Origin of the sequence: Bartonella sp. AC158YNML, from assembly GCF_042196725.1 — a bacterium.
In the GTDB taxonomy this organism is placed as follows: domain Bacteria; phylum Pseudomonadota; class Alphaproteobacteria; order Rhizobiales; family Rhizobiaceae; genus Bartonella.
In genome coordinates this window covers 86,642-99,761 of sequence record NZ_JBHIQU010000001.1, presented here as the reverse complement: position 1 = coordinate 99,761, position 13,120 = coordinate 86,642, and the positions used below count along the sequence as shown (strand labels likewise).

Sequence of the window (13,120 nt, the reverse complement as noted above, 5' to 3'; positions counted from 1 at the left end):
ATGTATGGAAAGAATATTATGACTACTGAAATCCGTGTTCCTACTTTAGGCGAATCGGTTACTGAAGCAACGGTTGGCAAATGGTTTAAAAAACTTGGCGAAGCTGTCGCTATGGATGAGCCTTTGGTTGAATTAGAAACTGATAAGGTAACAGTTGAAGTTCCTTCTCCTGTTGCGGGGAAGTTATCTGAAATCATCGCAAAAGAAGGCGATACGGTTGAAGTGAATGCTCTTTTAGGAGCGGTGGAAGCTGGCGAAGCTGGTGTCTCCCAATCATTTTCGTCTTCTACTGCACCTGTTCCAGTTGCTTCATCTGAATCAGAGAAGCCTGCTTCGAGCAGTAGTACTATGCCTCCTTCACCTTCGGCAGCAAAATTGATGGCTGAAAATAATGTTGCAAAAAGCGATATTTCAGGTTCTGGAAAACGTGGACAAATTCTTAAAGAAGATGTTCTTGGTGGATTAGAACAAAGAGCAAACGCCTCTACACTTTCTTCTTCTGCGACGAGTTCTTCGGTAATTCCCGTCCAAGAAATACGTGAAGAGCGGGTTCGTATGACGAAATTGCGTCAAACAATTGCGCGCCGTCTTAAAGATGCGCAAAATGTAGCAGCAATGTTAACCACATTTAATGAGGTTGATATGTCAGCGGTGATGGATTTGCGCAAGCGTTATAAGGACCTTTTTGAAAAGAAACATGGTGTTAAACTTGGTTTTATGGGTTTTTTTACTAAGGCTGTTTGTCATGCATTGAAAGAACTTCCTGCTGTTAATGCAGAAATTGATGGAACAGATATTGTTTACAAAAATTATGTCAATGTTGGAATTGCTGTTGGAACGGATAAAGGGCTTGTCGTTCCAGTGGTGCGTGATGCAGATCAAATGTCATTGGCAGAGATTGAAAAAGAAATTGGCCGTTTGGGACGTCTTGCGCGTGATGGAAAATTAGCTGTTTCTGATATGCAAGGCGGAACTTTTACCATTACCAATGGTGGTGTGTATGGGTCGTTAATGTCGACACCGATTTTGAATGCACCACAATCTGGTATTTTGGGAATGCATGCGATTAAAGAGCGAGCAATGGTTGTTGAGGGCCAAGTGGTAATCCGACCCATGATGTATTTAGCGCTTTCTTATGATCACCGTATTGTGGATGGGCAAGAAGCTGTAACTTTCCTTGTGCGTGTTAAGGAAAGCTTAGAAGATCCGGAACGCCTTGTTCTTGATTTGTAAAATACAGTTTTCAGGATGAAAGGAGAAACGGATGTCTTATGATGTGGCTGTGATCGGAGCGGGTCCAGGTGGTTATGTAGCAGCAATAAAGGCGGCGCAACTGGGACTTAAAGTAGCGATTATTGAAAAGCGTACAACATTAGGGGGAACATGCCTCAATGTTGGTTGTATTCCTTCTAAAGCATTGTTGCATGCTTCAGAAGTGTTTGCTGAAACCCAGCATGGTTTTGAAACGCTTGGTATTTCTATTGGGAAACCTAAGCTTAATCTTGAACAAATGATGGTTCATAAGAAAGCTGTAGTGACAGCCAATACAAGTGGTGTTTCTTTTTTGATGAAAAAAAATAAAGTTGATACTTTTTTGGGAACAGCTAAAATTTTAAGTGCGAGTCATGTGGAAGTTGTTGCCAAGGATGGTAATAAACAAACGATTGAAACAAAAAATATTATTATTGCGACAGGTTCTGAGAGTTCGGGCATTCCAGGGGTGAATGTTAAAATTGATGAAAAGACTATCGTCTCTTCTACGGGAGCGCTTTCACTTGAAAAGGTACCTGCGCGTATGATTGTCGTGGGTGCTGGTGTTATTGGTTCAGAACTTGGATCAGTTTGGAGCCGTTTAGGTGCTAAAGTGACCATTATTGAATATCATAATAAAATTTTGGGTTCAATGGATGGTGAAGTTTCTCGTCAATTTCAGAAGTTAATGGAAAAACAAGGAATTGAATATAAAACTGGTGCAAAGGTAACAGCCATTACACAATCTGGCTCAACGGCTCAGGTGAGCTTTGAAACCGTCAAAGGGGGGGAGGCTGAAACTTTAGAGGCTGATGTTGTGCTTATTGCTACTGGACGTTCTCCTTATACAGAGGGGCTTGGCTTGAGAGAAGCCGGTATTCAGTTGGATGAACGTGGTTTTGTTGAAATTGATGCCCATTGGCAGACGAATATTCCAGGAGTTTATGCGATTGGTGATGTCGTAAAAGGGCCAATGTTAGCCCATAAAGCAGAGGAAGAAGGCGTTGCTGTGGCAGAAATTTTGGCAGGTCAAAAAGGACATGTTAATTTTGATGTTATTCCTAGTGTAGTTTATACTCAGCCGGAAATTGCGAGTGTAGGAAAAACAGAAGAAGAATTAAAAACTGCTGGTATTGAGTATAATGTTGGCAAATTTCCTTTTATGGCTAATGGTCGTGCACGTGCGATGCAAAAGAGTGATGGGTTTGTTAAAATCCTTTCTGATAAAAAAACAGATCGGGTGCTAGGGGGGCATATTCTTGGATTTGGTGCTGGTGAAATGATCCATGAAATTGCAGTTTTAATGGAATTTAGTGGTTCATCAGAAGATCTAGGGCGCTGTTGTCATGCACATCCTACCTTATCGGAAGCAGTGCGTGAAGCAGCTTTAGCAACATTTGCGAAACCGCTTCATATTTAAAAATCTTTTAAAAGGTACATTTTAAAAAGAGCAAGGGGGGGCAGCAAATGCTTGTGAAGCATACAATAGCACTTTAGAAGGAATAAAACCAATAATGAGGGATTCCATTTAATGTTATATGCTCAATAGTTGTTGTTTTAGAGCTCGATTGTGCTGTTTTGATTGATTATCGTGGTGTACTGTAAAATCTTATCGTTTAGAGCGGTGATATTTGGTCTACGTAAAAGTTTACGTATGAGGTATTTTTTATAGTGTTATAAAATATCTAAGGTATGGAGCGTAGAGGCCTATTTGCCCGCTTTGTTTTAAGGAAATATCTCTTCAAAGCTCCGAGAGGCTATTTCGCGATGGTGTTTGTGAATAGTATAACTATAAAATTCCTTGTGAACTATATAAAACTCATTATGCATCGTCATCTTCACGTTTAGTAAAAATGTACGCTGACACTATCCTAAGTTTTTCCATTCCTCAACATTGCTAAAGCTCTTTATTATTCGAGAGTTTTCATAAGAGGAGATTTTCTTTTATCGTTTTTTGTTTACACGTTTTCTTTGTTTGTGATGTGCGGACAAGAGATTTTAATTGATTCAATTAAGAGAGAGTTTATGATGAGAAAATCTTACAGTATTCGGCGTTATGATTCAAATTAAGAACGAAAATTGTATCATTATAAATCAAAATGTTATATATTATGATGAATCATATGAAGTGAGAAATTAAGAGGAATTGAATTGTTTAATGATTGGCGCCGGTTAAAAATTTTCATCCTTTAAGATGAAGATGGATGTCAAATATTTTACAAAATACCGCTCTTTTTTTAAGAGCGGTATTTTTATATCTTTTTGTTGATAACACTATCTTTTTGATGACAATGGCAGATCATAGAGTGTGATTAAATCAGTTCTTTTTGCCATTCTATTTTTCTTTATCATGGTTTGCTATGTCTTAAAAAGATGATCTGTATCTTCTTTAATGTTTTTAAGAAATTCCAATGCTACCAAAATATAATCCATAGTTAAAATTTAAAATATAATTTCATAAGAATATTAAATTTGTTTTTATTTGGCAGTTTTGTGATAACTTGAAAAATTAAGTTTATGCACTCTATAGGGATAAATTTAAAATTGTAATTTTTTATCCCCTTGTTGTTCTCTTATAAAAGTGGGAAGCCCCATATGATCAAGATATTTAAGGAAAGGGTGGGGTGGTAACTCTTCCACATTGACCATAGTTTTAACATCCCATTCACCTGTGGCAATAAGAAGAGCTGTTGCGGCTGCTGGTACGCCAGCCGTATAGGAAATGCCTTGTGCCCCAGTTTCATGAAAAGCTTGTTTATGATCGGCTATGTTATAGATAAAAATTTCTTTTGGTTTTCCATCTTTTTCACCTTTAATAAGATCTCCAATACAGGTTTTTCCTGTGTAATCTGGGGCGAGAGAGGAAGGATCAGGTAAGACAGCTTTTACAACTTTTAAAGGAACGACTTCTTGTCCTTCTGCTGTTTTAATGGGCTGTTCGGATAAGAGACCAAGATTTTTCAAAACGGTAAAAACAGTGATATAACGATCACTAAATCCCATCCAGAAGCGGACATTTTGAACATCAAGATTTTTGGAAAGTGAATGAATTTCATCATGTCCTGTCATATAGGCTTTTTGTTTTCCGACAACTGGAAGATCCCATTCATGACTGACTTCAAACATTTTATTGGAAGTCCATTTTTTATTTTGCCATGACCATACTTGTCCTGTAAATTCACGGAAGTTAATTTCTGGATCAAAATTTGTAGCAAACCAACGCCCATGATTCCCAGCATTAATATCGATAATATCGATGTCTGTGATTTTATCAAAATAACATTTATGGGCTAATACTGCGTAAGCATTAACGACACCGGGATCAAATCCCGCACCCAAAATAGCGGTGATACCAGCTTTTTCACATTCTTGACGCCGTGGCCATTCATAATTGCCATACCAAGGAGGAGTCTCACAAATTTTAAGAGGATCTTCGTGGATGGCAGTATCGATATAAGCGCATTTGGTTTCGATACAAGCTGAAAGAATAGACATATTGAGAAAGGCAGAACCAACATTAATGACAATTTCGCATTTGGTCTTTTGGATGAGCTTTACAGTTTCTTCTACATTCATTGCATTGAGTGTATGGCTTTTGAAGACACTTTGTTCTTTCATTGCGTTTTTTTCTTTAATAGAAGCAATGATGGCTTCACATTTTTTGAGCGTTCGTGAAGCAATGTGAATTTCACCAAGAATATCGTTGTTTTGAGCACATTTGTGCGCCACAACTTGTGCAACACCTCCAGCACCAATAATGAGAACATTTTTCTTCATTGTAGGTTCATCTCCTTTTTAATACTGTTGTATGACGTTTTTTATGGTTATCTCTATGAAAGACTTTCCTGATAGTCGTTATAGCTAAACTGGCGTTGCAGTGTTAATGTGCCATCGCATTCTTTGAGAACAATAGCAGGCATTGTAACACCATTAAACCAGTTTTTCTTGACCATTGTATACCCTGCTGCATCTTGAAAAGACAGCCTATCCCCTATTTTAAGAGGTTTTGGAAACTGAAAAGTTCCAAAAACATCACCGGCAAGGCAGGATTTTCCGCAGATCATAATTTCATGTTCTCCTTGATTGGGTTCTAATTTGGCATTTTCACGATAAATGAGAAGGTCAAGCATATGTGCTTCAATTGAGCTGTCGACGATGGCAAGATTCTTTTGATTATACAATGTGTCAAGAACACTGACTTCTAGAGTGGTGCTTTTTGTGATCGCGGCTTCTCCTGGTTCTAGAAAAAGCGTAACACCATGAGTTTTGGAAAAGTGCTTTAAGCGTTCTGCGAAAGCTTCTAGAGGATAATTTTCAGCGGTAAAATGGATTCCGCCGCCAAGGCTTATCCAGTCAACGGCAGAAAAAAGCTCTGAAAACTTTTCTTCCATATACCCAAGCATTTGATTAAAAAGATTAAAATCAGCATTTTCACAATTATTATGGATCATCAAGCCGTTGATGAGAGGCAGGACTTCTTTAATAGCACTTTGATTTGTTTCTCCTAAGCGACTAAAAGGGCGGGATGGATTGGCAAGATCAAAATTCGATGCACTAATTCCTGGATTTAATCTTAGACCTCGTTGAATGGTTTTTGTTGCATTAGAAAAGCGTTGAAGTTGTTGGATTGAGTTAAAGATAATTTTATCTGCATAACCACAGGCTTCATCAATTTCATGATCGGCCCAAGCAACTGAATAGGCATGCGTTTCTTTGCCAAACTTTTCTTTTCCTAAATGAAGTTCATAAAGGGATGATGATGTAGTTCCATCCATAAACTCAGACATTAAATCAAAAACACTCCATGTGGCAAAACATTTCAAAGCAAGCAAAACTTTTGCTCCGGATATTTCCCGTAAGCGAGAAATCGTTTGCATATTTTTGATGAGTTTCGATTTGTCTATAAGATAATAGGGGGTTTTTATCATCATTTATTCATTCTTTTTTGAAGGATCTTATTGCCAAGATAAACGTTTAGTATAAAGAGTAACAGAATGTATCAAGAAAAAAGGATTTTAGGAGAAGAAACTGTTTCTGTCTAGCAATGAAAGACTTTCTGTAACTGCTGTCGTTTATTATTTTGAGTTTTGCGTTATGAGTATGAAAAAAAAATTATATTATGCTTTAGCTTTTGTATTTGTTAGCAGTTTTTTCATTATAACAACCACTCTTACTCATTTGGTGCAAAATAGGAGTGATGCTAAAGCCAAACTGATTTCTAATGCCTCTGTCCAAGAGGATTCGGTATCTTTGATTTTTACTGGGCGTAGAGAACTTAATGGTTTTAAGGGGTATCATGATTATAGACGTGGTTATGTTAAGTATAAAGATAATTGGTGGTATCCTGAAGCGGCATTTGTTACATCTCCGCACTTAAGCACAAAAGGCGCATCATTAAAAGTTGTATCAGATACTAAAAGAGAGTTTTTAGCTTCTTCTTCAGAAAAATTAGAAAAAAAAGAGCCATGGATGCTTAAACAACATATTGAATCTTGCCGTGTGCGTTATCGCTCTTATAATAAAAATAATAATAGTTTCCAGCCTTTTCATGGATCTCGTAAACAGTGTTTATCGCACTTTTTTAAAGGATAGAAATTATTAAATAAAATTTTAATTGCTTCTTGTCGTGGGCGTTATTGTTCTTACAATAAGGAGAAAACTTGTATGGTGCGCAGTATTTTTACGCAAGCATTGTTGTTAAAAAATTTAAATGCTTTTAAGTTTTATTAAATCTTATTATCATTAAGTGTGGATGGGGGAAATATAAACTTTGTTTTGTCAATGACAAAATATTTAAGGGCAGTATGGAGCTGAAAGAATGATAACACGGGAAGCAATGTTGATATTGCTCGTTTTGCTTCCCTTTGGTGGAAGCGCTGTTATTGGCTTTTTTCATTCGACAGCGAAAAATAACGAAGCATGGTTTGCTGGAGGCATTGCTCTTTTTAGTCTTTTTTTTACAATCATGCTTTATCCTGCGGTTTGTGGAAATCATATTATACGTTTGGATATTTCTTGGCTTCCAGAATGGGGAGGGAATTTAGTCCTTCGGATAGATGGTCTATCGTGGCTTTTTTGCTTGCTCATTACAGGAATTGGGCTGCTTATCGTTGTTTATGCGCGTTATTATATGGATCCGGCAGATTCTGTACCACGATTTTTTTCCTTTTTTCTGGCCTTTATGGGTTCGATGACAGGGATTGTTTTATCAGGTAATCTCGTTTTTTTGGTTGTTTTTTGGGAACTTACCAGTATTTTTTCTTTTTTGTTGATTGGTTATTGGTATCATAATGCTAGTGCGCGTGAAGGGGCACGTATGGCTTTAACGATTACAGGTTTTGGTGGTTTTGCCCTTTTTATTGGGGTTTTATTGATTGGGTACATTGTTGGCAGTTTTGATTTGGATAAGGTTCTTCAGTCTGGAGATGTGATCCGGTCAAGTTCTCTTTATAGTCCTGTCCTTATTTGTATTTTATTGGGAGGATTAACAAAAAGCGCGCAGTTTCCCTTTCATTTTTGGCTACCCAACGCGATGGCTGCTCCAACACCTGTATCGGCTTATTTGCATTCGGCCACGATGGTGAAAGCAGGGTTGTTTTTGCTGGTTCGTTTATGGCCCGTGCTTTCTGGGACAGAGCTTTGGTTTTGGCTGGTTGGCTTTTCAGGACTTTCGACACTTCTTCTAGGTGCCTATTGTTCTATGTTTCAGCAAGATTTGAAAGGACTGCTTGCTTATTCGACTATTAGTCATCTTGGATTGATTACCACGCTTTTAAGCCTTGGGAGTCCCCTTGCATGTGTTGCAGCGATTTTTCATATGGCTAATCATGCTACTTTTAAAGCTTCTTTATTTATGGCTGCTGGTATTATTGATCATGAAACCGGAACACGTGATATGCGTAAGTTGACAGGCCTTTATCGCTTTATGCCGGTTACAGCAACTCTTGCTTTAGTGGCAAGTGCAGCGATGGCTGGTGTTCCTTTATTAAATGGTTTTTTATCGAAAGAAATGTTTTTTGCTGAGGCCGTTGAAACGCATATGGAATCATGGCTTGATTGGATTGCTCCTTATGTAGCAACGCTGGCTAGCTTGTTTAGTGTGACTTATTCTATACGCTTTATTCATGGTGTCTTTTGGGGACCAAAACCGGATAAATTACCCAAAACTCCGCATGAACCTCCGCATTTTATGCGTTTACCAATGGAACTTTTGGTGTTTATTTGTTTGGCAGTTGGTATTTTTCCTAATTTAACAATCGGGCCTATTTTAGATAATGCTATTGTGTCTGTTTTAGGACCAATGAAGATCTCTTATAGCTTAGCTGTTTGGCATGGGATTAATACGCCATTAATGATGAGCTTAGTGGCTTTATTAGGGGGCGGATTGCTTTATGTTGTCGGGCATCGTTATTTTTTATCCTGTGATGATGGGGCTCCTTTTTTTCGTCATTTGAATGGACCGCGTATTTTTGAACGTATTCTTGTGATTATTTCTTGGAAATGGGCACGTGCGGTGGAATCTGTTTTGTCAACACGCCGTTTGCAAATACAGTTGCATTGGATCTTTGGTGTGTGTTTTATTTTTGTTGGTCTTTTGCTTTGGTGTGATGGTTTAATTGCAGCAGGAGAATTACCACTTTTTCCACTTGATATTCCTTTTCTCGCTCTTTGGTTAGTCGGTGGATTGTGCGCTCTTTTAGTGGCTTGGCAAGCAAAGTTTCACCGTCTTGCTTCACTCATGCTGTTGGGGGGAGCAGGACTAATGACTTGTGCAACCTTTTTATGGCTTTCTGCGCCCGATTTGGCAATAACGCAATTGGTTGTTGAAATCGTGACAGCTGTTTTATTATTGCTTGGTTTGCGCTGGTTGCCTAAGCGTGTGCATAATCCTGCTCCAACGTCTGTTCATTTTTGGGTGCGTGTACGTCGTGCTCGTGATTTCGTCATAGCAATTATGGGAGGTGCTGGTGTTGCATGGCTCTCTTTTGCGGTGATGACACGTCCTCAAGGAACAACAGTTTCTCATTTTTTTCTGAAGAATGCTCATTCTGGTGCTGGTGGTCGAAATGTTGTGAATGTGTTATTGGTTGATTTCCGTGGTTTTGATACTATGGGAGAAATTGTGGTTTTGGGGGCTGTTTCACTGACTGTCTTTGCCCTTTTGCGTCGATTCCGCCCTGCTCCTGAAAGTATTGATGCACCGTTTCAACAACGTGTTCAGGAAGCTTTTGATAAGGCACAGCCGGATCGGAATGTGGGGGATACAGTGTTGAATTATCTCGTTATTCCTTCTGTTATTATGGGGTGGCTTTTTCCGGTTATTATCGCTTTTGCTGTTTATTTATTCGTGCGAGGCCATGATCTTCCAGGAGGGGGATTTGTTGGTGGAGTCACTTTAGCGATAGGCTTTATTTTGCAATACCTTGCACAAGATATTCGTTGGGTAGAAAACCATTTGAGAGTCTTGCCTTTACGCTGGATGGGTTTCGGTTTATTGCTATCGGCTCTAACGGGAATAGGGGCTTTGTTTTTTGGGTATCCTTTTTTAACATCATTTTTTCAATATATTCATGTGCCGTTAATTGGAAAGATTCCTATAGCATCTGCTTTTTTGTTTGATTTTGGTGTGTTTTCTCTTGTGTTGGGGGCAACGGTTCTCATTTTAATTGCACTTGCACATCAGTCAATTCGTAGTTACCGAATCGGTAAAAAACCTGCTTTGAAAGAGAAGGAAAATTGATGGAAATTATTCTTTCTTTGGCTATTGGTGTTCTTGTTGGATCTGGGATTTGGCTCATTTTACGTCCTAGAACTTTTCAAATCATTCTTGGGTTGTCTTTGATATCTCATGGTGTTAATCTTTTCATATTTGCAATGAGTAGACCCCGCAGTAATGCGGCGCCAATTGTTGATCCTACTACAGTGATTAATCCAGCTAATTATGTTGATCCTCTTCCTCAGGCTTTGGTTTTAACTGCGATTGTGATCAGTTTTGCAACGACAGCGTTATTTTTGGTTATCTTGTTGGTTTCACGCGGTTTAACAGGTTCAGATCACGTTGATGGACGTGAGGTATAGTGATGGGAGCTTGCGTGCATTATCTTCTTATTTTGCCTATTCTTTTGCCGTTAATTACAGGAGCTCTTCTTCTTTTCTATGATGAACGCCGTTCAAAACTGAAATCACTTATAAGTATTTTTTCCGCTGTATTGTTAATTGTTGTTGCTGTTTTATTGGTGAGGCGTGCTCTTGAAGTTGCACCAGCCCTGGATGTTTATCGGCTTGGTAATTGGCCTTCCCCTTTCGGTATTGTTTTGGTGCTTGATCGCTTAAGTGCTATGATGCTTTTACTTTCTAGTCTGTTGACCGCTGCAGCATTGGTTTTTGCACGAGCACATTGGTATAAAGCGGGTCCTCATTTTCAGTCATTGATGCAATTTTTCATGGTTGGAATAAACGGTGCTTTTTTGACAGGTGATTTATTTAATTTATTTGTATTTTTCGAAGTAATGTTAACAGCCTCTTATGGGCTTGCTTTGCATGGATCTGGTCTGTTACGTGTGCGTGCTGGGTTGCATTATGTCGTGGTTAATCTGGTTGCTTCATTGTTTTTTCTGGTTGGCGCGGCGCTCATTTATGGAATCGTGGGTACGCTCAATATGGCTGATTTGGCTGTAAAAATAAAATATATAGCTTCTAGCGATATGATTTTATTCGAAATAGGAGCTGCGCTTTTGGGGGTTGCTTTCTTGCTTAAAGCAGGAGTGTGGCCATTGAATTTTTGGTTGATGCCAACGTACAGTGCAGCAGTAGTGCCCGTTGGAGCTTCTTTTGCACTTTTAAGCAAAGTTGGTATTTATATTATTTTACGTTTAACATTGTTATGGTTTGGGCCTGAAAGTGGACATTTTAGCCATTTTGGTCAAACGGTTTTATTTTACGGTGGTCTTGCCACTATGGCTTTTGGTTTTATTGGGGTGTTGGCAAGCCAAGTCTTAGTACGTTTGGCAGCTTATAGTGTTTTGGTTTCTTCTGGGACTTTGTTGACAGCGATTGGGATTGGCAACACAGCATTGATTGCAGGTGCACTTTTTTATATTGTTTCCTCAACATTGGCACTTGGTGCTTTTTTTCTTGTTGTGGAGTTGGTTGAACGTTGTCAAGATGTGGCAGCCAATGTTTTGACGGTTACAATGGAAGTTTATGGTGACGATGAAGAGGATGAAGAAGATGAAGTGGGGACCTATTTGCCGGTAACTTTGGCAATTCTTGGGGCTTGTTTTGGGCTTTGTGCACTTTTGATTATTGGTCTACCACCTTTTTCTGGTTTTGTTGCTAAATTTATGATGTTCGTGGCACTCTTAAACTATAGTAAAGAAAATATTTCTACCTCTCTGCCCGTTTATCATGATTGGCTTTTTATGATTTTTGTTACCATATCTAGTTTTGCTGCTTTAATTGCGATGACACGAACGGGGATTCGAACTTTTTGGATTTCTCTTGAGGGCAGAATTCCAAGGGTTCAGGTGATTGAATTTGCTTCTGTTGCCGTTCTCCTTGCTTTGTGTTTTCTTATTACAATTGTTGCTGGTCCTGTTAGTCGTTATATGTTGGAAACGGCCAGAACTTTGTATGAACCTAAAAACTATATTGGAAGTGTTTTGGATGATTTTTCTCTAGAAAATAGGGGGATGAATCAATGAAGTATTGTTACTTTTTCCCTTTTTCTAGCGTAGCAATTGTTTTTATGTGGCTGATCTTAAATGGCTTTAGTTTCGGCCAATTGCTTTTAGGCGTTATCATCGCGTTGTTTGGGGGCTGGATGATGCGGCTTCTTGAGTCGGAAAAGACAACCATTAAAAGTTGGCGGGCAGTTTTTCAGTTGTCTTTTCGTGTGTTTATCGATTCTATCGTTTCAAATATTGCAGTGGCTTGCTTCGTTTTAACCAAAAGATCTCGAAAACATCAGTCTGGTTTTATTGTGGTGTCCATTTCGCTCGAAAGTCGTACAGCTTTAGCTGTTTTGGCATGTATTCTTTCAGCAACTCCAGGTACTGTTTGGATTGCCTATAATAGAAAAAATAGTGAACTTTTACTTCATGTTTTAAATTTTAAAAATGGATATGATTATCAAAAATTGATCAAAAAACGCTATGAGCAATTACTTTTGGAGATTTTTTAATGAGTATGGTGATCCTTTATTGGGGGCTTTATCTTTCGCAGTTTTTTTTAAGTTTGGCAATGATTCTTGCACTATTTCGGTTGATTCGTGGGCCACGGGCGCAAGATCGGATTGTGGGGTTGGATGCTCTTTATATAATCACTATTCTTTTATTTCTTACATTCGATATCCGTTCAGGAACAACTATTTATTTTGTTGCAGCACTTATTATTGGCTTGTTGGGTCCTGTATCAAGTATTGCGTTGGCAAAATTTCTCATGCGAGGAGAAATTATTGAATGAAGGATGTATCGCTTGTTGTTTCTATTGCTGTTACATTTTTTTTGATATTAGGATCTGGTCTCACATTGATTGGAACAATAGGATTGGTGCGCCTTCCCACGTTTTATAAGCGTTTACATATGCTTTCTTTGAGTACAAGTTGGGGTGCTGGCAGTATTCTTATTGCGTCGTTTCTTTATTCAATTTTTATAGATCATCATTTTGTTTTTCATGAATTTTTGTTGATGATTTTTTTATTTATAACAATGCCTGTCGCTTCTATGCTCGTATCACAAGCGTCGGCTTATCGCCACTATTCAAAAAATAAATTAAAAAAACCGCTGGCTCTTTTATCACGTCAGATGGAAGAACAAACATCTGCTTCAGAAGAAATATCATGTGATACGAGCCAGAGCGATTTTTAAGA

At 38.5% G+C, this 13,120-nt stretch carries 11 protein-coding genes; 9 read left to right on the top strand and 2 right to left on the bottom strand.

Annotated features, from left to right (window positions below):
- Positions 1-18: 18 nt before the first annotated feature.
- Positions 19-1,233: a 2-oxoglutarate dehydrogenase complex dihydrolipoyllysine-residue succinyltransferase gene (odhB, locus tag ACFIM1_RS00410; RefSeq protein ID WP_375607892.1), complete on the top strand. Its 1,215-nt coding sequence runs from the start codon at positions 19-21 to the stop codon at positions 1,231-1,233.
- 31 nt (positions 1,234-1,264) lie between these two features.
- A complete protein-coding gene (gene lpdA / locus ACFIM1_RS00405) occupies positions 1,265-2,671 on the top strand; it encodes a dihydrolipoyl dehydrogenase (protein ID WP_375607891.1) in 1,407 nt (468 codons plus the stop codon).
- A 1,118-nt stretch (positions 2,672-3,789) separates the two neighbouring features.
- On the opposite strand, the gene ACFIM1_RS00400 is transcribed toward lpdA, so the two are convergent.
- Entirely contained in the window at positions 3,790-5,028 is a 1,239-nt protein-coding gene (locus ACFIM1_RS00400) for a saccharopine dehydrogenase NADP-binding domain-containing protein (RefSeq protein WP_375609009.1), read from the bottom strand.
- Between the two features lie 53 nt (positions 5,029-5,081).
- Positions 5,082-6,179: a carboxynorspermidine decarboxylase gene (locus tag ACFIM1_RS00395; protein WP_375609056.1), complete on the bottom strand. Its 1,098-nt coding sequence runs from the start codon at positions 6,177-6,179 to the stop codon at positions 5,082-5,084.
- A gap of 166 nt (positions 6,180-6,345) precedes the next feature.
- Between ACFIM1_RS00395 and ACFIM1_RS00390 the strand changes: the two genes are divergently transcribed.
- The 7 genes from ACFIM1_RS00390 (at position 6,346) to mnhG (ending at position 13,118) form a co-directional block, all read left to right on the top strand.
- Positions 6,346-6,843: a BA14K family protein gene (locus ACFIM1_RS00390; protein WP_375609010.1), complete on the top strand. Its 498-nt coding sequence runs from the start codon at positions 6,346-6,348 to the stop codon at positions 6,841-6,843.
- A 226-nt stretch (positions 6,844-7,069) separates the two neighbouring features.
- A complete protein-coding gene (locus ACFIM1_RS00385) occupies positions 7,070-9,991 on the top strand; it encodes a monovalent cation/H+ antiporter subunit A (RefSeq protein WP_375609011.1) in 2,922 nt (973 codons plus the stop codon).
- Positions 9,991-10,329 carry a Na+/H+ antiporter subunit C gene (locus ACFIM1_RS00380; RefSeq protein WP_375609012.1) on the top strand — a complete coding sequence of 113 codons (339 nt, stop codon included), beginning with the start codon at positions 9,991-9,993 and terminating at the stop codon, positions 10,327-10,329. The genes ACFIM1_RS00385 and ACFIM1_RS00380 overlap by 1 nt, the downstream gene beginning before the upstream one ends.
- Positions 10,330-10,331: 2 nt before the next feature.
- Entirely contained in the window at positions 10,332-11,954 is a 1,623-nt protein-coding gene (locus ACFIM1_RS00375) for a monovalent cation/H+ antiporter subunit D (RefSeq protein ID WP_375609013.1), read from the top strand.
- Positions 11,951-12,433, top strand: a complete 483-nt coding sequence (locus tag ACFIM1_RS00370; RefSeq protein WP_375607885.1) for a Na+/H+ antiporter subunit E — start codon at positions 11,951-11,953, stop codon at positions 12,431-12,433. The genes ACFIM1_RS00375 and ACFIM1_RS00370 overlap by 4 nt, the downstream gene beginning before the upstream one ends.
- Complete coding sequence (locus tag ACFIM1_RS00365; RefSeq protein WP_375607884.1) at positions 12,433-12,714, top strand: K+/H+ antiporter subunit F; 282 nt, start codon at positions 12,433-12,435, stop codon at positions 12,712-12,714. Before ACFIM1_RS00370 ends, ACFIM1_RS00365 begins: the two co-directional genes overlap by 1 nt.
- Entirely contained in the window at positions 12,711-13,118 is a 408-nt protein-coding gene (gene mnhG / locus ACFIM1_RS00360; protein WP_375607883.1) for a monovalent cation/H(+) antiporter subunit G, read from the top strand. The genes ACFIM1_RS00365 and mnhG overlap by 4 nt, the downstream gene beginning before the upstream one ends.
- The last annotated feature ends 2 nt before the right edge of the window (positions 13,119-13,120 follow it).